Annotated in this window: 17 protein-coding genes; 15 read left to right on the forward strand and 2 right to left on the reverse strand. The window is 71.5% G+C overall.

The window, feature by feature from the left end:
- Positions 1-68 precede the first annotated feature (68 nt).
- Positions 69-749, reverse strand: a complete 681-nt coding sequence (locus ACWD0Y_RS11330) for an N-acetylmuramoyl-L-alanine amidase (protein ID WP_093798890.1) — start codon at positions 747-749, stop codon at positions 69-71.
- Between the two features lie 54 nt (positions 750-803).
- Between ACWD0Y_RS11330 and mnmA the strand changes: the two genes are divergently transcribed.
- Positions 804-1,922 (forward strand): tRNA 2-thiouridine(34) synthase MnmA, encoded by a 1,119-nt coding sequence (gene mnmA, locus ACWD0Y_RS11335; protein ID WP_093798889.1) that lies wholly within the window; start codon positions 804-806, stop codon positions 1,920-1,922.
- 84 nt (positions 1,923-2,006) lie between these two features.
- Here mnmA and ACWD0Y_RS11340 read toward each other — a convergent pair whose 3' ends face one another.
- On the reverse strand, positions 2,007-2,786 hold the full coding sequence (locus ACWD0Y_RS11340) for an alpha/beta fold hydrolase (protein WP_450260126.1): 780 nt from the start codon (positions 2,784-2,786) through the stop codon (positions 2,007-2,009).
- A 106-nt stretch (positions 2,787-2,892) separates the two neighbouring features.
- Here ACWD0Y_RS11340 and ACWD0Y_RS11345 point away from each other — a divergent pair, with 106 nt between their 5' ends.
- The 14 genes from ACWD0Y_RS11345 to ACWD0Y_RS11410 all read left to right on the forward strand — a co-directional run bounded on the left by ACWD0Y_RS11345 (position 2,893) and on the right by ACWD0Y_RS11410 (position 19,941).
- The gene (locus ACWD0Y_RS11345; RefSeq protein WP_450260127.1) at positions 2,893-3,456 is read left to right on the forward strand and encodes an LOG family protein; all 564 of its coding nucleotides are present in this window, start codon (positions 2,893-2,895) and stop codon (positions 3,454-3,456) included.
- Between the two features lie 16 nt (positions 3,457-3,472).
- On the forward strand, positions 3,473-4,162 hold the full coding sequence (locus ACWD0Y_RS11350; RefSeq protein WP_093798887.1) for an SDR family oxidoreductase: 690 nt from the start codon (positions 3,473-3,475) through the stop codon (positions 4,160-4,162).
- Positions 4,159-5,184, forward strand: a complete 1,026-nt coding sequence (locus ACWD0Y_RS11355) for a methionine synthase (protein ID WP_450260128.1) — start codon at positions 4,159-4,161, stop codon at positions 5,182-5,184. Before ACWD0Y_RS11350 ends, ACWD0Y_RS11355 begins: the two co-directional genes overlap by 4 nt.
- A gap of 28 nt (positions 5,185-5,212) precedes the next feature.
- Positions 5,213-7,399, forward strand: a complete 2,187-nt coding sequence (gene ligA / locus ACWD0Y_RS11360; RefSeq protein WP_450260129.1) for an NAD-dependent DNA ligase LigA — start codon at positions 5,213-5,215, stop codon at positions 7,397-7,399.
- Between the two features lie 302 nt (positions 7,400-7,701).
- On the forward strand, positions 7,702-9,840 hold the full coding sequence (locus ACWD0Y_RS11365; protein WP_450260130.1) for a putative bifunctional diguanylate cyclase/phosphodiesterase: 2,139 nt from the start codon (positions 7,702-7,704) through the stop codon (positions 9,838-9,840).
- Between the two features lie 186 nt (positions 9,841-10,026).
- Positions 10,027-10,323, forward strand: coding sequence for an Asp-tRNA(Asn)/Glu-tRNA(Gln) amidotransferase subunit GatC (gatC, locus tag ACWD0Y_RS11370; RefSeq protein ID WP_015036350.1), 297 nt, complete (start codon positions 10,027-10,029; stop codon positions 10,321-10,323).
- 6 nt (positions 10,324-10,329) lie between these two features.
- Positions 10,330-11,832 (forward strand): Asp-tRNA(Asn)/Glu-tRNA(Gln) amidotransferase subunit GatA, encoded by a 1,503-nt coding sequence (gene gatA, locus ACWD0Y_RS11375; protein WP_450260131.1) that lies wholly within the window; start codon positions 10,330-10,332, stop codon positions 11,830-11,832.
- Between the two features lie 5 nt (positions 11,833-11,837).
- Positions 11,838-12,068 (forward strand): hypothetical protein, encoded by a 231-nt coding sequence (locus tag ACWD0Y_RS11380; protein ID WP_093798883.1) that lies wholly within the window; start codon positions 11,838-11,840, stop codon positions 12,066-12,068.
- Between the two features lie 16 nt (positions 12,069-12,084).
- Positions 12,085-13,593 carry an Asp-tRNA(Asn)/Glu-tRNA(Gln) amidotransferase subunit GatB gene (gene gatB / locus ACWD0Y_RS11385; RefSeq protein WP_450260132.1) on the forward strand — a complete coding sequence of 503 codons (1,509 nt, stop codon included), beginning with the start codon at positions 12,085-12,087 and terminating at the stop codon, positions 13,591-13,593.
- 236 nt (positions 13,594-13,829) lie between these two features.
- On the forward strand, positions 13,830-15,929 hold the full coding sequence (locus ACWD0Y_RS11390; RefSeq protein ID WP_450260133.1) for a phosphocholine-specific phospholipase C: 2,100 nt from the start codon (positions 13,830-13,832) through the stop codon (positions 15,927-15,929).
- Positions 15,930-16,123: 194 nt separating this feature from the next.
- Positions 16,124-18,343: an MMPL family transporter gene (locus ACWD0Y_RS11395; protein ID WP_450260134.1), complete on the forward strand. Its 2,220-nt coding sequence runs from the start codon at positions 16,124-16,126 to the stop codon at positions 18,341-18,343.
- A 15-nt stretch (positions 18,344-18,358) separates the two neighbouring features.
- Positions 18,359-18,907 carry a GNAT family N-acetyltransferase gene (locus tag ACWD0Y_RS11400; RefSeq protein ID WP_450260135.1) on the forward strand — a complete coding sequence of 183 codons (549 nt, stop codon included), beginning with the start codon at positions 18,359-18,361 and terminating at the stop codon, positions 18,905-18,907.
- A gap of 35 nt (positions 18,908-18,942) precedes the next feature.
- The gene (locus ACWD0Y_RS11405) at positions 18,943-19,584 is read left to right on the forward strand and encodes a hypothetical protein (RefSeq protein ID WP_450260136.1); all 642 of its coding nucleotides are present in this window, start codon (positions 18,943-18,945) and stop codon (positions 19,582-19,584) included.
- Positions 19,585-19,755: 171 nt separating this feature from the next.
- The gene (locus ACWD0Y_RS11410; RefSeq protein ID WP_450260137.1) at positions 19,756-19,941 is read left to right on the forward strand and encodes a hypothetical protein; all 186 of its coding nucleotides are present in this window, start codon (positions 19,756-19,758) and stop codon (positions 19,939-19,941) included.
- The last annotated feature ends 75 nt before the right edge of the window (positions 19,942-20,016 follow it).

A 20,016-nucleotide genomic window follows, 5' to 3' on the forward strand; every position in this document is an offset into this window, starting at 1 on the left:
GCCGGGCCCCCGGCCGCTTCCTGACGGGCTGCTGCGCCGTGACGGGCCGGCTGCGCCGTGACGGCCGGCTACGCCTTGACGGGCGGGCCGCCCGCCAGCTCCTCCCGTACCAGCCGCAGGTAGCGGTCCCAGTCCCAGTGCGGGCCCGGATCCGTGTGGTCGGTGCCCGGCACCTCGACGTGGCCGATGATGTGCTCCCGGTCGGCGGGTATCCCGTACCGCCGGCATATCCCGGCGGCGAGGCGGGCCGACGACCGGTACATCACGTCGGTGAAGTCCTCCGGCCGGTCGACGAAGCCCTCGTGCTCGATGCCGACGCTCCGTTCGTTGTACGAGCGGTTCCCGGCGTGGAAGGCGACGTCGAGCTCCCGTGCCATCTGCGTGATGTGTCCGTCCTTCGCGCGCACGATGTAGTGCGCGGCCGCCGCGTGCAGCGGGTCCTTGAAGACGCGCACGGCCGAAGCGAAGCTGCCCTGCGTCACATGGATCACGATCCGGTCGATGGAGTAGTCGGCGGGCCGGTCGGCGGTCCGCAGGTTCGCGGCCGACGCCGCCACCCACCGGGCGCCCTTGTGATCCACCTCTCCCTCCGTGCGCTGCTTGTCGACGCCCGGCACGAGCCACCACAGCCGGGACAGCTCCTCCCCGAACACGGCGGCCGTCCCGCCCACCACGGCCGCGCCACCCCCGATGAGCAGGGTGCGTCTGCTCGGCCCTCTGCCCGTGCCTGCCGGCCTCTTGTGTCCCATGAGCCTGATAACGCTTTCGGCCCTGTCGGTGGTTCCGTCTACCCTGGGAGAGCTATGACTGAGACCCCGCGCCGCCTCCGTGTCCTCGCCGCCATGTCCGGCGGGGTCGACTCCGCCGTTGCCGCCGCCCGAGCCGCCGAGGCCGGGCACGACGTGACCGGCGTACACCTCGCCCTGTCCGCCAACCCGCAGTCGTTCCGCACCGGCGCGCGCGGCTGCTGCACCATCGAGGACTCGCGCGACGCGCGCCGGGCCGCCGACGTCATCGGCATCCCGTTCTACGTCTGGGACCTCGCCGAGCGCTTCCGCGAGGACGTCGTCGAGGACTTCGTCGCCGAGTACGAGGCGGGGCGCACCCCCAACCCCTGCCTGCGCTGCAACGAGAAGATCAAGTTCGCGGCGCTGCTCGACAAGGCGCTCGCGCTCGGCTTCGACGCGGTGGCCACCGGCCACTACGCGACCGTCGTGCTGAACGAGGACGGCAGCCGCGAGCTCCACCGCGCCTCCGACATGGCCAAGGACCAGTCGTACGTCCTCGGGGTCCTCGACGAGCGGCAGCTGGCGCACGCGATGTTCCCGCTCGGCGACACCCTCACCACCAAGGACGAGATCCGCGCGGAGGCCGAGCGCCGGGGCCTGGCGGTCGCGAAGAAGCCCGACAGCCACGACATCTGCTTCATCGCGGACGGCGACACCCAGGGCTTCCTGGCGAACCGTCTCGGCTCGGCCGAGGGCGACATCGTCGACGAGTCGGGCACCAAGGTCGGCACCCACGAGGGCGCCTTCGGCTTCACCATCGGCCAGCGCAAGGGCCTGCGCATCGGCCACCCCGCCCCCGACGGCAAGCCGCGCTACGTCCTGGACATCTCCCCGGTGAACAACACGGTGACGGTGGGCCCGGTCGAGGCCCTCGACGTCACCGCCCTCACGGCCATCAGGCCCCGCTGGTGCGGCACGGCCCCGGCCGGCAGCGGAACGTACACGGCCCAGCTGCGCGCGCACGGCGACGAGACCGAGGTCACCGCGGAGCTGGTCGACGGCGAGCTGCGCGTCACCTTCGCCGAGCCGGTGCGCGGCGTGGCGCCCGGCCAGGCGATCGTGCTGTACGACGGCACACGCGTGGTCGGCTCGGCGACCATCGCGACGACGGCGCGGGCGACGGCCCTGGCCTGAGCGGCGGCTCCGGCCTCTCCGACGGCTCCGGCCTCTCCGGCGGCCGAGGAGCAGAGGGGGCCCGGGACGGAGTCCTCCACGCCGTCACGCCGCGAAGAACTCCCGCAGCACCGGCGCCAGCACCTGCGGCGCGACGTCGTGGACCTGGCCCGTCAGCGTGCGGTGGCGGCCGCACCGCACCGCTCCCGCCACCTGACGGGCCGCCTCGCGCATCACGTACGGGCTCGCCCCGCCGTCGACGACGAGCACCGGCGCCCTGACGGACGCCAGCCGCTCGGCCGGCACCGTGCCGTCGCCCATCACCGCGTCGTCGTACGCCAGGGTCGGCGCCACCGCTTCCAGCTCCGGCCACATCGGTGCCCTGCGCACCTGCGCGACGACCTCGGCCGGCATGCCGACCGCCGACAGGAAGAGCTCGGCGGCGCCCCCGTGGTCCCCCGCCGAAAGCAGTTCGCGAAGCCGCGCCGTGTACCGCGCCTTCGCGATCCTGTCCTCCGGCCCGACGACGGTGAACGGGGGTTCGTACACCGCGATCCGGTCGAACGGCACGCCGCTCGCCGCCGCCTCCAGGACCAGGGCCCCGCCCGACGACATGCCGTACACCGACACGGGTCCGCGCTGTTCCTCGACGAGGGCCGCCAGGTCCTCGACCTCGCGCGCGACCGCGTAGGGGGCGGTGTCGCCGCTGCCGCCGCGGCCGCGCCTGTCGTAGGTGACCACACCGAAGTACGGCGCGAGCAACGCCGCCAGCGGCGCCTGGGCGGCGCCCGTGCTGAAGGCACCGCCCACCAGGATCAACGGCTCACCCCCGCCCCGCCGTTCATAGGCGAGGGGAGTCCCGTCACGCGAAATCACTTTGGTCATGAAGAGGGTGACCGGGCGGCTCACCGGAACTCATCGGTGCGCGCGGAAAAACTTCCGCGAACCGTCCCGGCGTCCCGGTGCCGGAGGCGGCCCGTACTTTGGAGGGATGAACATCTGCGTCTTCCTCTCCGCCGCCGACCTCGACGAGCGCTACACGCGCCCCGCCCGCGAATTCGCCGAACTGATCGGCAAGGGCGGCCACACCCTGGTGTGGGGCGGTTCGGAAGCCGGCCTGATGAAGGTCGTCGCGGACGGTGTGCAGGAAGGGGGCGGGCGGCTCGTGGGTGTTTCGGTGGAGTTCCTGCGCGCCGCGGCGCGCAAGGACGCCGACGAGATGGTGATCGCCAAGGACCTCGCCGAGCGCAAGGCGCTGCTGCTCTCCAAGTCCGACGCGGTCGTCGTCATGGTCGGCGGCACCGGCACGCTGGACGAGGCCACCGAAATACTGGAGCTGAAGAAGCACGGCCTGCACACCAAGCCGGTGGTGCTGCTCAACACGGCGGGCTTCTACGACGGCCTCAAGCAGCAGTTCCAGCGGATGGACGAGGAGGGCTTCCTGCCCCTTCCCCTCACCGACCTGGTCTTCTTCGCCGACGACGGCGTGGCGGCACTCGCCTACCTTGAGGCGGCGACATCAGAGGCTGCCGCCGAGGGCGCCGGGGTGCAGTGATGCGAGCATGGGCCCTATGGCTACACATGTGATCACCGGAGCGGGTTCGGGCATCGGCGCCGCCGTCGCCCGCCGCCTGCACGAGCGCGGCGACGACGTCGTCCTCATGGCCCGCGACGCGGGCCGCGCCAAGCAGCTCGCGGAGGGCCTCCCCGGCGCCCGTACGCTCGTCGGCGACCTCTCCAATCCCGACCGGCTCTCCTGGGCGTTCTCCCACCAGCCGATGCCGGAGCGGGTGGACTCGCTGCTGCACATCGCGGGCGTCGTCGACCTCGGCGGGATCGGCGACCTCGGCACCCGCGCCTGGCACAGCCAGCTGAACGTGAACCTGATCTCCCCGGCCGAGCTGACCCGGCTCTTCCTGCCCCAACTCCGGCTCGACAAGGGCCACGTGGTCTTCGTCAACTCGGGCGCGGGCCTCGCCGCGCACGCCCAGTGGGGTGCGTACGCCGCGAGCAAGCACGGCCTGAAGGCCCTCGCCGACGCGCTGCGCCACGAGGAGCACGACAACGGCGTGCGCGTCACCTCGGTCTATCCGGGACGCACCGCGAGCGCCATGCAGGAGAGGGTCCACCACCAGGAGGGCAAGGAGTACGACCCGTCGCGGTGGATCGACCCCGAGTCGGTCGCGACGACGATCCTCATGGCACTCGACCTGCCGCGCGACGCGGAGGTCAACGACCTGACGGTGCGGCCGGGCCGATGAGCGGAACCACCGACTGCACCGACCACACGGACGCGTACGCGTGGGGCCCGGCGACCGGCGTCGGTTCGATGCCCGGCGGGGACGCCCGGGAGGCCGCGAAGACCGTCACGGGCAGCTTCGAGGACTTCCCGTACCTGGCGGAGCTGCCCGCGCGCGGCCCCGGGGCCGACATGATCGGGCGGACCGCCGGGATGCTCGTCGAGATGTACGTCCACCTCGAACCCAGCGGCTGGCGGTTCGGCGACCGGCCGGGGCGCGACACGCGGCGGGCGCGGTCCTGGCTCGGGGAGGACCTCGACGCGCTGGAGGAGTTCACGCAGGGGTACACGGGGCCGCTCAAGGTGCAGGCCGTCGGCCCGTGGACGCTGGCGGCGGGGCTGGAGCTGCGCGGCGGCGAGGCGGCGCTGGGCGACCCGGGCGCGGTCCGGGACCTCGCGGGATCGCTGGCCGAGGGACTGCGGGCGCACCTGGCGGAGGTGCGGCGGCGGGTCCCGGGCGCCCAGGTGGTGCTCCAGCTCGACGAGCCGTCGCTGACGGCCGTACTGCGCGGGCAGGTCAGGACCGCGAGCGGGTACCGGACGTACCGGGCTGTGGACCGCCAGGTCGTCGAGGGAACGCTGCGGGACGTGACCGGGGCCGCCGGGGGGCCCGTGGTGGTCCATTCCTGCGCGCCGGACGTACCGTTCGCCCTGCTGCGCAGGGCCGGCGCCGCCGGGGTCTCGTTCGACTTCTCGCTGCTCACCGAGCGTGACGAGGAGGTGATCGGTGAGGCGGTGGAAGGCGGTACGCAGCTGTTCGCCGGAATCGTGCCGGGCACCGACACCGCGTTGTCGGACCCGGCCGGTAGCGTCATGGGTGTCAGGACGCTGTGGCGCAGGCTGGGGCTGAATCCTGGGACTCTCGCCGAGTCCCTGGTGATCACTCCGTCGTGCGGGCTCGCGGGGGCTTCTCCCGCGTATGCGCGCGCGGCCCTCGCGCACTGCGCCCGGGCGGCGAGATCACTCGCGGACAACCCTGAGTGACGGGCATCGGAAACGGGAGGACAAGACGGTGGCTGGCGAACAGCACGCGGCGGCGGTACCCGCAGAGGCACGGGAGCGGCACGCACACCTCGCCGAGCAGATCGAGGAGCACCGCTTCCGGTACTACGTGAAGGACCAGCCGGTCGTCAGCGACGCCGAGTTCGACAAGCTGCTGCGGACGCTGGAAGCGCTGGAGGACGAGTATCCGGAGCTGCGTACGCCCGACTCGCCGACCCAGAAGGTCGCGGGGGCGTACGCGACGGAGTTCACGGCGGTCCAGCACCGCGAGCGCATGCTCTCCCTCGACAACGCCTTCGACGACGAGGAGCTCGCGGCCTGGGGCGAGCGCGTGGCGGCCGAGCTGGGCGCCGTGCCGTACCACCTGCTGTGCGAGCTGAAGGTGGACGGCCTCGCGGTCAACCTGACGTACGAGAAGGGGCGGCTGACCCGGGCCGCGACACGGGGCGACGGGCGCACGGGCGAGGACATCACGCCCAACGTCCGTACGATCGCGGGCGTTCCGGAGCGGCTGAAGGGCGACCGTGTCCCGGACCTGGTCGAGATCCGCGGCGAGGTCTACTTCCCGATGGAGAAGTTCCAGGAGCTGAACGCGCGGCTGGTGGCGGCGCAGGACAAGCCCTTCGCCAACCCGCGCAACGCGGCGGCGGGTTCGCTGCGGCAGAAGGACCCCAAGGTCACCGCGGGCCGCCCGCTGCACATGGTGGTGCACGGCATCGGGGCCCGCGAGGGCTTCGGCATCGACCGCCTGTCGCAGGCGTACGAGCTGCTGCGCGAATGGGGCCTGCCGGTCGCGCGGCACAACAAGGTCGTCGAGGACCTCGCGGGCGTACGGGAGTTCATCGCGTACTTCGGCGAGAACCGGCACTCCGTGGAGCACGAAATCGACGGTGTCGTCGTCAAGCTCGACGAGATCCGGCTCCAGGGGCGGCTCGGCTCGACCTCGCGGGCGCCGCGCTGGGCCATCGCCTGGAAGTACGCGCCGGAGGAGGTCAACACCAAGCTGGTCAACATCCGTGTCGGCGTGGGGCGGACGGGCCGTGTGACGCCGTACGCCCAGGTGGAGCCGGTCACGGTCGCCGGTTCCGAGGTCGAGTTCGCCACCCTGCACAACCAGGAAGTGGTGAAGGCCAAGGGCGTGCGCATCGGGGACACGGTGGTGCTGCGCAAGGCGGGTGACGTCATCCCCGAGATCCTGGGGCCCGTGGTCGACCTGCGGGACGGCAGCGAGCGGGAGTTCGTGATGCCGGCGGAGTGCCCCGAGTGCGGTACGCCGCTGAAGGCCATGAAGGAGGGCGACATCGACCTCCGCTGCCCCAACGCCCGTTCCTGCCCGGCACAGTTGCGGGAGCGGCTGTTCTACCTGGCCGGCCGCAAGTGCCTGGACATCGAGAACTTCGGATACGTCGCGGCGGCCGCGCTCACCCGGCCGCTGGAGCCGGCCGAGCCGCCGCTGCGCGACGAGGGCGACCTCTTCGACCTGCGGGCCGAGCAGCTGCTGCCCATCAAGTCGTATGTCCTGGACCAGGATTCGGGCCTTCCCAAGCGGGACCCGAAGACGGGCGAGGAGAAGATAGTGACGTTCTTCGCCAACCAGGAGGGCGAGCCGAAGAAGAACACCCTCGCCATGCTGAAGAACATCGAAGCGGCGAAGGAGCGGCCGCTGGCCCGGATCATCACCGGGCTGTCCGTCCGCCACGTGGGTCCGGTCGCGGCGGAGGCGCTGGCCCGGGAGTTCCGTTCGCTGGAGCGGATCGAGCAGGCGACACAGGAGGAACTGGCCGCCGTGGAGGGCGTCGGACCCACCATCGCCGCCTCGCTCAAACAGTGGTTCGAGGAGGACTGGCACCGGGAGATCCTGCGCAAATGGCGGGCGGCCGGGGTGCGGATGGAGGAAGAGGGCGCCGGTGAGGACCAGGGGCCCCGTCCGCTGGAGGGCCTCACGGTCGTGGTGACCGGGACCCTGCAGAACCACACACGGGATGGCGCAAAAGAGGCGCTCCAGAGCCTCGGTGCGAAAGTGACGGGGTCTGTCTCGAAGAAGACCGGGTTCGTGGTGGTCGGTGACAGCCCCGGTTCGAAGTACGACAAGGCCATGCAGTTGAAGGTGCCGGTCCTCAACGAAGAGGGATTCGCCGTCCTTTTGGCCCAGGGCCCGGAAGCGGCCCGTGAAGCAGCTGTGCCCGCCGAGGAGTAGGCGCGGCGCCGGGCGGGGAAAGGGCCGGTGAGAGGGGAAGAACCGCAGCCGGGATCACCCGTTCAGCGCATAGCAGACGGACAAGGGCGGCTGGGTCGCATTCGGGCAACAGCGGTGGACCGCTGCCCGCGAGAGCCTTCTGCGGCCTACTGTTGAGACGTGCGCCTGTCGTGCGCGGCTGCGATGAGGTGTTCCCTGCTCGTGAAGTGCTCAGGAAGGGCTTGGGGAAGGGCTTTTGTCGTGGTGGCATGACAACGGGGCCATCACGTGGCACGGGCACCGCCGGCTGTGAGAGGGACGCAATGAAACCGACCGAGAGCGCCGACCCGGCCTCACGGCTGCGGCGGTGGGCAGGCGCCCCGAGGGTGCTGCCCGCCGCCGTCGTGACACTGGCCGCCCTCGTCCTGGCCACCGGGGTCTTCGGCGCCGTGACGGGGGACCGCGCGCTGTTCCCCGACGGCGACGTGGGCTGGTCCCTCGCGCTGCTCACCGGAGTCATCGTCGGCCACCTGGTCGCCCTCGGCCGCGACCGGTGGTGGGGCGGCACGGGCTCCGGCGCCGCGCTCACCCTCGCCGTCCTGCTGCTGTACGGCTGGGTGCCCGCCGGTCTGGTCAGCCTGGCCGTGGTGGTGCTGGTCGGCATGGCCCGCAGGCACCGCTGGCGGCAGGGGCTGCTGCACGGCGCGGTGGACATCCTGGGCATAGGCGCCGCAGCGCTCGTGCTGGCCGTGTTCGGCGACGTACCGACCGTCGAGAGGCCCTGGAATCCGCTGGAGTGGGGGATAGGGGCGGTCCCGGAGGTCGCCCTGGCCGCCCTGGCGTATCTCGCCCTCACGCGCGTCCTGCTCTGGTACGCGCTGGCGCCGAGGAGCGGACGGCTGCCGTCGGTCGCCCGGACGGCCCTGTACCGGCAGGGGCTCGTCGCGGTCGCCCTGCTCGGCATCGCACCGCTGATCTGTGTGATCGCGGTGGCGCTGCCCGTTCTGCTGCCGCTGTTCGCCGTACCGCTGATCGCCCTGGACTCCACCCTGTGGATAGCCAGGGCGAGGGCGGAGGAGCAGTTGCGGGACCCGCTGACCGGGCTGCCCAACCGGCAGTGGCTGCTGGAGCGGACCTGGCCCGCGCTGGAGGAGGCCGAGAACACCGGCACCAGGACCGCTCTCGTCCTGATAGACCTCGACCGCTTCAGGGCGGTCAACGACACGCTCGGTCATCTGGCGGGCGACCGGCTGCTGCTGCAGATAGCCGACAGGCTGCGGCTGGCGCTGCCGCGCGGGGCGGAGGCCGCGCGGCTCGGCGGCGACGAGTTCGCGGTCCTGCTCCCGACCGCCGATTCGACGACCAGTGCGCAGCGCGTCGCCAGGCACCTGGTGGCCGAGCTCTCCTCGCCGCTCGATCTGGACGGCCTGACGCTCGTTCTGGAGGCCAGTGCGGGGGTCGCCGTCTTCCCCGACCACGCGCTGGACGCGGAAGGGCTGCTGCGCCGGGCCGACGTGGCGATGTACCAGGCCAAGCGGGACCGTACGGGCGTCGAGGTCTACGAGTCCAAGCGCGACAGCAACACACCGGACCGGCTCGGCCTGCTGGGCGACCTGCGGCGCGCGCTGGACGCGAGCGAGGTCGAGCTCCACTACCAGCCGAAGGTCCGCTTCGACGGGCAGGTGGCCGGCCTCGAAGCGCTGGTCCGGTGGGTGCACCCGGAGCGGGGGCGAGTCCCCCCGGACGAGTTCATCGCCATCGCGGAGTCGTCGGGCCTGATGCCGCACCTGACGGAGTACGTCCTGGAGACCGCGCTCGCGCAGGTCGCGCGCTGGCGGAAGCAGGGGCTGAACACCCCGGTGGCGGTGAACGTGTCGCCGCGCGACGTGCACACGCCCGGGTTCGCCGGCGCGGTGGCGGCGCGGCTGGCCCGGCACGGTGTCCCCGCCGGCTCCCTCCAGCTGGAGATAACGGAGCACGTGCTGCTGGAGGATCCGCAGCGGGCGGCCGACACGCTGGCCGGGCTGACCGGGCACGGCGTGAAGATGTCCCTGGACGACTTCGGCACGGGCTACTCCTCCCTGGTCCACCTCCGCCGGCTCCCGGTGAGCGAGCTCAAGATCGACCGGTCGTTCGTGGCCCGGCTCGCGGTCGACAACGAGGACGCCGAGATCGTCCGCTGCACGGTCGACCTGGCGCACTCGCTGGGCCTGCTGGTGGTGGCGGAGGGCGTCGAGGACGACGAGACGTGGGAGCGGCTGCGGGACCTGGGCTGCGACGCGGTGCAGGGCTGGCTGGTGGCGGCGGCGATGCCGCCGGACGAGGCGACGGCGTGGCTGCTGGCGCGCGGCGAGCGGGGCTGGCACCGGCAGGTGGACCTGGACAGGATCGCCGCGGCGACGGCGGCCCTGGAAGAGGCGGACCACCCGTCCCCCTCCCCGTCCGGCCAGCCGGTGCAGTAGGCCCCCGGAGCCACTCGCGGGGTGTCCGCGGGACATCCACGGGGTATCCGCGGGACATCCGCACGGCTCCGTACGGGCTCCGGGCGGGCCCCGCGCGGCATCCGCGGGGAATCCGTTGCGTGGGCAGGGGCCCGCGACCCATAGGATTGGGCCAAAACCCACACACTCACCCCTGAGGATCGCTGCATGCCTGGCATCACGCGCGAGGAGGTCGCCCACCTCGCACGGCTGGCGCGTCTGGAGCTGAAGGGCGAAGAGCTCGATCACTTCGCCGGTCAGCTCGACGACATCATCGGCGCGGTCGCCCGCGTCTCCGAGGTCGCCGACCAAGACGTACCGCCGACCTCCCACCCGCTGCCGCTGACCAACGTCATGCGCGCGGACGAGGTCCGTCCGTCGCTCACCCCGGAGCAGGCCCTCTCCGGTGCCCCCGCCCAGGAGCAGCAGCGTTTCAAGGTGCCGCAGATCCTGGGGGAGGACTAAACAGTCATGACGGACCACACGCACATCATCAAGCTCACCGCAGCCGAGACCGCCTCGAAGATCGCTTCGGGCGAGCTCACGGCCGTCGAGGTGACCGAGGCCCACCTGGCCCGTATCGACGCCGTCGACGAGAAGGTGAACGCCTTCCTGCACGTCGACCGCGAGGGGGCCCTGGCCCAGGCGCGCGCCGTCGACGCGAAGCGGGAGAACGGCGAGAAGCTCGGCCCGCTGGCCGGCGTGCCGCTCGCGCTCAAGGACATCTTCACCACCGAGGGCGTTCCGACCACGGTCGGTTCGAAGATCCTCGAAGGCTGGATCCCGCCGTACGACGCCACGCTGACCAGGAAGCTCAAGGCGGCCGGCGTCGTCATCCTCGGCAAGACCAACATGGACGAGTTCGCCATGGGGTCCTCCACCGAGAACAGCGCGTACGGCCCGACCGGCAATCCCTGGGACCTGGCCAAGATCCCCGGCGGCTCCGGAGGCGGCTCCGCCGCCGCCCTCGCGTCGTACGAGGCGCCGCTGGCCATCGGCACGGACACCGGCGGCTCCATCCGCCAGCCCGCGGCCGTCACCGGCACCGTCGGCGTCAAGCCGACGTACGGCGGCGTCTCCCGCTACGGCATGGTCGCGTTCTCGTCCTCCCTCGACCAGGGCGGCCCCTGCGCCCGTACGGTCCTGGACGCCGCGCTCCTGCACGAGGTCATCGCCGGGCACGACCCGCTCGACTCGACCTCCATCGACGCCCCGGTCCCGCCGGTCGTCGAGGCCGCCCGGAGCGGCTCCGTCGCCGGCCTGCGCGTCGGCGTCGTCAAGCAGTTCCGCGGCGAGGGCTACCAGGCCGGTGTCCTCCAGCGCTTCGACGAGTCCGTCGAGCTGATGCGCGGGCTCGGCGCCGAGATCGTGGAGCTGGACTGCCCGTCCTTCGACCTCGCCCTCTCCGCGTACTACCTCATCGCACCCTCCGAGGCGTCCTCCAACCTGGCCCGCTTCGACGCCATGCGCTACGGCCTGCGGGTCGGCGACGACGGCACGAAGTCCGCCGAGGAGGTCACCGCCCTCACCCGTGAGGCCGGCTTCGGCGACGAGGTCAAGCGCCGGATCATCCTCGGTACGTACGCGCTCAGCTCCGGCTACTACGACGCGTACTACGGATCCGCCCAGAAGGTCCGCACGCTCATCACGCAGGACTTCGAGAAGGCCTTCGAGAAGGTCGACGTGATCGTCTCGCCGACCACGCCCACCACCGCCTTCCCGATCGGCGAGCGCGCCGACGACCCGATGGCGATGTACCTCGCGGACCTGTGCACGATCCCGACCAACCTGGCCGGCAACGCCGCCATGTCGCTGCCCTGCGGCCTCGCGCCCGAGGACGGCATGCCGGTCGGCCTGCAGATCATCGCCCCGGCCATGAAGGACGACCGTCTCTACAAGGTCGGCGCCGCCGTCGAGGCGGCCTTCGTGGAAAAGTGGGGCCACCCGCTGCTCGAGGAGGCACCGTCGCTGTGAGTGCAATGACCAAGGCCAAGGGCTTCAAGAAGTCCAAGACCGGTTTGTATCTGTCGATCGGCACGACGGCCTTCGGCGCGCTCGGAGTGCTCAAGCAGGCCAAGCAGGCCCGCTTCGAGAACGACACGCTCCGGCTCGTCGACGCCGTTTTCTCCGCTGCCGCCATCGCCACCGGTGTCGCTCTGCTCTACCGCGAGCTGAAGCGCCTCGGCGACGACGACGTTCTGCTGGGCTGAGAGGGAAAGTTTCACCGTGACCGTCACTGAACTGGTGTCGTACGAGGACGCCCTCGCGACCTACGACCCCGTCATGGGCCTGGAGGTCCATGTCGAGCTCGGCACAAAGACGAAGATGTTCTGCGGCTGCTCCACGGAGCTGGGCGCGGACGCCAACTCGCAGACCTGCCCCACCTGCCTGGGTCTGCCCGGCTCGCTCCCGGTCGTCAACGCGATCGGCGTCGAGTCGGCCGTCAAGATCGGCCTCGCGCTCAACTGCGAGATCGCCGAGTGGTGCCGCTTCGCCCGGAAGAACTACTTCTATCCGGACATGCCGAAGAACTTCCAGACCTCCCAGTACGACGAGCCGATCGCCTTCAACGGCTACCTGGACGTCCAGCTGGAGGACGGCGAGATCTTCCGGGTGCAGATCGAGCGCGCCCACATGGAGGAGGACACCGGCAAGTCGCTGCACGTCGGCGGCGCGACGGGCCGTATCCACGGCGCGTCCCACTCCCTGCTGGACTACAACCGGGCCGGCATCCCGCTCATCGAGATCGTCACCAAGCCGATCGAGGGCGCGGGCGAGCGCGCCCCCGAGGTCGCGAAGGCGTACGTCGCCGAGCTCCGCGAGCTCATCAAGGCGCTCGGCGTCTCCGAGGCGCGCATGGAGCAGGGCCAGATGCGCTGCGACGTGAACCTCTCGCTGCGGCCGCACGGCCGCGAGGAGTTCGGTACGCGCTCCGAGACGAAGAACGTCAACTCGCTGCGCTCGGTCGAGCGCGCCGCCCGCTTCGAGATCCAGCGGCACGCCGCGGTGCTCTCCTCCGGCGGCACGATCGTGCAGGAGACCCGGCACTTCCACGAGGAGGACGGCTCCACCACGGCCGGCCGCATCAAGGACAACGCCGAGGACTACCGGTACTTCCCGGAGCCCGACCTGGTCCCCGTGGCCCCCTCCCGCGAGTGGGTCGAGGAGCTCCGCAAGGGGCTGCCCGAGCTGCCGCGGGTACGCCGCAACCGCCTCCGCGAGGAGTGGGGCGTCAGCGAGCACGACATGCAGTCGATCCTGAACGCCGGCGCCATCGACCCGATCGTCGCCACGATCGAGGCCGGCGCGGACGCCGCTTCGGCACGCAAGTGGTGGATGGGCGAGCTGGCCCGCAACGCCAACGAGTCGGGCCGCGACCTCGCGTCGCTGCCGATCACGCCCGAGCAGGTCGCCCGTGTCACCGCCCTGGTGAAGGAGGGCTCGCTCAACGACAAGCTGGCCCGCCAGGTCATCGAGGGCGTCCTCGCGGGCGAGGGCGGCCCGGACGACGTCGTCGAGAAGCGCGGCCTGAAGGTCGTCTCGGACGAGGGCGCGCTGTCCACGGCCGTCGACGAGGCGATCGCCGCCAACGCCGGGATCGCGGACAAGATCCGCAGCGGCAAGGTCGCGGCGGCCGGCGCCCTGGTCGGCGCGGTCATGAAGGCCACCCGGGGCCAGGCGGACGCGGCGCGCGTGCGTGAGCTGGTTCTTGAGCGGCTTGCCCCGAAGGAATAACGGAGCACAGCCTGGAGAAGCCGGGCGTCGAGGGCTGACGTTCCCGGCCCGTACGCAGGTGAAGAAGGGGCGGCGCACCGGTGAGGACCGGTGCGCCGCCCCTTCCGCGTGCCCGCGCCCGGCCGGTGGCACGGCCGGGCGCCGAGGACGTTCACCGGTGCGCCGTCCGCAGGCCTTCCTTCCGCCACGGAAGGTGATTAGCGTCCCCGCCGTCACACCTGACTCGGGAGGATCAATTGGCCACTGACATTTCACGGCGACGGCTGTTCGCACTCGGCGGGGGAGCGCTCGGCGCGGCCGCCGCGGGGTCCGTGCTGCCCCCGTCGCTCCAGGCCGCGCTGGCCGCGGAGCCGCCGTCCGGCGGGCTGGGCGCCGTCCGGCACGTGGTCGTCCTGATGCAGGAGAACCGGTCCTTCGACCACTACTTCGGGACCCTGCGCGGGGTACGGGGATTCGGCGACCGCAACGCCGTGGAGCTCCCGTCGGGGAAGCCGGTCTTCGAGCAGCCCGGGCCGCTGCGCACCGTCCTGCCCTTCCCCGTACGGGACGCGGCCGAGGCGCAGAAGAAGGACCTCCAGTACATAGGCGACCTCGACCACTCCTGGGGCGGTGGCGCCAAGGCCTGGAACCAGGGCTGGATGGACGGCTGGGTGTCGGCCAAGACCGGCGCCACCATGGCGTACTACGACCGCCGCGACCTGCCGATGCACTACGAGCTCGCGGACACGTTCACCATCTGCGACGCCTACCACTCGTCGATCCACACGTCCACGAGCCCGAACCGCAACCACCTGTGGAGCGGCTGGACCGGGTTCGAGGCCGACGGCAGCCGGGCCGTCACCAACGCGGCGTACGCCGAGGGCAGCCATCCCGGCTACCCGTGGCCGACGTACGCGGAGCGGCTGGAGAAGGCGGGCCGCAGCTGGAAGACGTACACGGAGTGGGAGAACTTCACCGACAACAACATCGAGTTCTTCACGACCTTCAAGAAGATCGCCCGCAAGGCGCTGGCGAAGGCTCCCGGCGGCTTCACCTACATGGAGGCCTTCTACGCCAAGGTCCGCGACACGGACGACGCCGCCGAGCGCGAGCGGCTGCTCGCCGCACTGGACGAGGGCGTGGCCACGCTGAGCGGCGAGGAGCGCTCGCTCTTCGAGCGCGGACTGCGGCGCGTCGAGACGGGCGGGCTCGCCGATCACTTCCGGGCCGACGTGGCGGCGGGCAAGCTGCCGGAGGTGTCGTACCTGGTGCCCTCGGCGGTCGACTCCGAGCACCCCGGCTCCTCGTCGCCGGTCGCCAGCGCCTCGCTCGTCTACCAGGTGCTGGACGCGCTCGCCTCGCACCCGGACGTCTGGCGGCACACCGTCGTGCTGATCAACTACGACGAGAACGACGGCTTCTTCGATCACGTCCCGCCGCCCGTCCCGCCCGCGGACAACACCGACGAGCGGTGGCAGGGCCGCCCGACCGGGCTCGGCATCCGGGTCCCGATGCTGGTGGTCTCGCCGTGGACCGTCGGCGGGTACGTCTGCTCCGAGGTCTTCGACCACACCTCCGTGATCCGCTTCCTGGAGCGGTGGACGGGTGTGGAGGAGCCCAACATCACGCCCTGGCGCCGGACCGTCACCGGCGACCTGACCTCCGCGTTCGACTTCAAGCGCGGACGCCGGCAGCCCGAGGTGGAGCGGCCGGGGGCGATTCCGCCGTTCACGGGGCGCTGGCGGCCCGTGCCCCCGCTGGAGCAGCACATGCCCGTGCAGGAGGAGGGGACGCGCCCCGCGCGTCCGCTGCCGTACCAGCCGGACGCCCACGGCAGGGCCGAAGGCGGCGTCTTCAAGGTCACGCTCAGCAACACGGGGCGCGCGAGCGCGCACTTCGCCCTCTACCCGTACGCCGGTGAGTTCGCCGTCCCGCAGCACCGGGACGTAAGGGGCACGGCGCGGTGGGACGTACCCCTCGCCAAGGACGCCTACCGCTTCACGATCACCGGGCCGAACGGTTTCCGCCGCGAGTTCGCCGGTACGGAGGCGGGCGCCGCCGAGGTCTCCTCGTACCTCGACGCACGCGACCGTGACCTGCATCTCACCCTCGTCAACCGGGGCGGGGAGCCGCTGACCTTCACCGTGCGGACGCTCGCGTACGCCGACGAGGCCGACCTCGACGAGAGGCGTCCCCGCGAGGTCACGGTGAAGCCGGGCCGCAGTCGCACCGTGGTGCACTCGGCCGCCGACGCGCACGGCTGGTACGACCTGGACATCACCGTTACGGGCGACGACGCTTTCCGCAGGCGCCTCATGGGGCACATCGAGAACGGGCGTGCGAGCGTTTCGGGCTGAAGCGCCGGGGGTGCGCGGGAGCCCGGGGCCGCGGCCCGGCCTCCCGCGCCGGCGTGCCGGCCAGCACATGTGAGTAAGCACACGAAAGGGACAATTGATCAGTTTTAGGTGTCAGAGTGGCTGAGCGTAGGTCATGAGGTCTTTGCGGGCTGTTGTTCCCTGTGAAGAGCCACGAACCCCAGGGAGCCAGTCCGTTGGCAGCAATCGCACGGTGGTGCGTCAGGCACCGTTTCGCCGCAGTCCTGCTGTGGCTGCTCGCGCTCGGCACAGTGGCCGGAGCCGCAGGCGTCGCCGGTTCGGCGTACACCAACGACTACGAGGTGCCCGGCACCCCGTCGGGCCGCGCCACCGCCCTCCTCGACGCCGGATTCGACGGCGGGGGAGGTGACGGCAACACCGTCGTCTGGCACACCGCGGGCCGCACCACCGTCCAGGCCGCCGGAGTCCAGCAGTCGATGACGCGGACGCTCGACGCCATCGAGGACCTCCCCGGCGTCGCGACCGTCATCAGCCCGTACGAGCGCGAGGGCGCGGGCCAGACCAGCCCCGACGGGCACACCGCCTACGCCACCGTCACCTTCGACGCGCAGGCCGACGACGCGCTCGAGCGGCAGGCCAAGGCCGTCGTGGACACCGCCAAGGACGCGGAGACCGACGAACTCCAGGTGGAGCTCGGCGGCAGCGCCGTGGCCCTCACCGAGACATCGGCCGGGCACGTCAGCGAGATCGTCGGGGTCGTGGTCGCGGCCGTCGTCCTCTTCGTCGCGTTCGGCTCGCTCGCCGCCAGTCTGCTGCCCATCGCCACCGCCCTGGTCAGCGTCGGCACCGCGTACGCGGGCATAGTGCTGCTCGGCCACGTCATGACGGTCGCCGACTTCGCGCCGATGCTCGGCATGCTGGTCGGGCTCGGCGTCGGCATCGACTACGCCCTGTTCATCGTCACCCGGCACCGCAGGGGACTGCGCCGCGGCCTGTCCGTCACCGAGGCGGCGGTGAACGCGGTCGCCACGACCGGCCGCGCGGTCGTCTTCGCGGGCGCCACCGTCTGCATCGCCCTCCTCGGCATGCTGATATTGCGGCTGTCCTTCCTCAACGGCGTCGCGATCGCCGCCTCGCTCACCGTCGTCCTCACCGTCGCCGCCTCGGTGACCCTGCTGCCCGCCCTGCTCTCCCTCATCGGCACGAGGGCGCTCAGCCGCCGCGAGCGCAGGCAGCTCGCCGAGCACGGCCCGCAGCCCGAACTTCCCACCGGCTTCGCCGCCCGCTGGTCCGCCTTCGTCGAGCGCCGGCCCAAGCTGCTGGGCGCCGTCGCCGCGGTCGTCATGCTGGTCCTCGCGCTGCCGACGCTCTCGCTCCGCCTGGGCACGTCCGACCAGGGCAACAACCCGGCGTCCACGACGACCCGCGCGGCGTACGACCTGCTCGCCGAAGGCTTCGGCCCCGGCAGCAACGGCCCGCTGACGCTCGTCACCGAAGTCGACGGCGCCGCCGACCGTGCCGCCATGGACGCCCTGGAAGGCACCGTACGCGCCACCGAGGGCGTCGCGTCCGTCAGCCCGGTCACGTACAACGGCAGCGGCGACACGGCGGCCCTCACCGTCGTACCGCAGTCGTCGCCGCAGTCGCAGGACACCAGCGAACTCGTCGACCGGCTGCGCGACAGCGTCCTGCCCCAGGCCCAGCAGGGCACGTCGCTCGACGTGTACGTCGGCGGGGTGACCGCGAGCTACGACGACTTCGCCGAGGTCATCGTCGGCAAGCTGCCGCTCTTCGTCGGCGCCGTGATCGCGCTCGGCTGCGTCCTGCTGCTGCTCGCCTTCCGCAGCATCGGCATCCCGCTCAAGGCCGCGCTGATGAACGTGCTCGCCGTCGCCTCCTCCTTCGGAGTCGTCGTGGCCGTCTTCCAGTGGGGCTGGGGGAGCGAGCTGCTCGGCCTCGGCAGCGCGGGACCGATCGAGCCGTTCCTGCCGGTGATCATGGTGTCGGTGCTCTTCGGGCTCTCGATGGACTACCAGGTCTTCCTGGTCAGCCGGATGTACGAGGAGTGGCTGGAGACCGGCGACAACCGGCGGGCGGTGCGCGTCGGCCTCGCCGAGACCAGCCGTGTGATCAACTCCGCTGCCGTGATCATGATTTCGGTCTTCCTGGCCTTCGTGCTCAGCGGCGACCGCGTGATCGCGATGTTCGGCATCGCGCTGGCGGCGGCGGTCGCCCTGGACGCGTTCGTTCTCCGTACGCTCCTGGTGCCCGCTCTGATGCACATGCTGGGCGGTGCCAACTGGTGGCTGCCGCGCCGGCTCGACCGGTGGCTGCCGCGTATCAGCATCGAACCCCCCGAGCGCGGCGTCGCGCATGAAAAGATCGACGCACAGCGCACGGGCGAGTCGGAGGACTCCCAGCAGCTCGTGCCCTAGCCGGCAAGGAGCAGGATGTTCGCGATACCGCTGGGTGACGACGCCGAACTGCGCCCCCTGGAACCGTGGCGGGCCGAGGAGTACCTGGCCCACATGGACCGGGGGCGCGAGTACATCGGCCGGTACATCGGGCTGGCGGCGGCCGCCACGGACCTCGGTTCGGCGCGGTCCTTCCTCCAGTCGTACGCCGACAAGCAGGCCGCCGACACCGGCCGGATCTACGGCATCTGGCGCGAGGGCACGCTCGTCGGCGGGGTCCTCTTCCGGATCTTCGACGCCTCGACGGGCAACTGCGAGGTGGGCTGCTGGCTGGAGGAGTCCGCGGTGGGCCGCGGCCTGGTCACCCGCGCCGCGCGGGTGCTGATCGACTGGGCGGTGGACGAGCGCGGAATGCACCGCGTCGAGTGGAGGGCGTCCTCCGCGAACACCGCGAGCGTCAATGTCGCGAAGCGGCTGGGGATGACACGGGACGGCGTACTGCGCGAAAGCTCCCCCTACCAGGGGGTACGGCACGACGTGGAGATCTGGTCGGTGCTGGCGGGGGAGTGGCGCGAGGCGCGTTAAGGGGGCTCTCAGAAACGGCACCTAGCGTGCGGCGTATGACAGTCACAGCCCGTACCGAGTCCGACGAAGCCGCCGCCGCAGACGCGTCCGAGCAGGGCGAGGAGAAGATCGCCGCAGAAGAGACCAGTAAGGCTGCTGACGCCGAGAACGCCGGTGCCGGCGACGGGAACGACGCCGACGCCGACGAGAACGCCGACGACGGGAACGAGGCCGCGGACGCGGACGCCTCGGACAAGGCTCCGCGCGTCTCCTCCGGCGTCGGCGCCGGCGCCGCCGCGGTGCTCTCCACCGTGCTCGGCTTCGCCGCCCTCACCGGCACCTGGACCGGCCGTGTCGCCGCCGAGCGCCAGACGCTCATCGGCCAGCTGGGGACCACGCAGACCGACAGCCCCGCCGACCAGGTCGCCGCGCTGTACGGCAACGGCTGGCACATGACCGCCCTCGTCAACGGCGGCTTCGCACTGCTCGCCCTGGTCGTCGCGGTCGTGGTGCTGGTCCGCCCGGCATTCGGTACGCCCGGCAGTACCCACCCCTTCGGCTGGGTCCGCTCCTTCGCCTGGGCGGGCTTCGCCCTCGGCGTCCTCGGACTGCTCGTCTCCGCCGGGATGTACTTCGACCTCTTCGCCGCCATGCCGGTGCCGCCGGTGGCGGAAACGGGCGCCGGAGCAGGCCAGTAGGGCATCCGCACCAGGGGCCTTAGGGACGTACGTACACCTGCGCGTACGTCCCTAAGGCCCTTCGTGCCGCCAAGATGCGGCACTCTCCCGATGTGCCGGAACCCCCTGGGAAGCGAAAGTCGAGACATCGCGGAAAGCGATGCCGACACACCGCTCACCGAGGAGAACCCGATGTTCCAGCACGAGCTCCAGCAGCAGTACGCGGCCGAACTGATGCGCCGGGCCGCCGCCGAACGCCTCGTACATCAGGCCGCCAAGGCCCGTCGGGCCGCCCGCAGGGCCGGCCGCGCTTCCGGGGAGAACACACCGGAAGGGCCGGTGAGTTCACTGCGCAACCGCTTCGCGCGGGCCGCGTGACGGCGTGACGGCGTGAAGGACACGGGATGACGATCACGCCTTCCGCGAGCGCCATAATGGGTCCCGCGTTGTCGG

Source organism: Streptomyces altiplanensis (assembly GCF_053591575.1).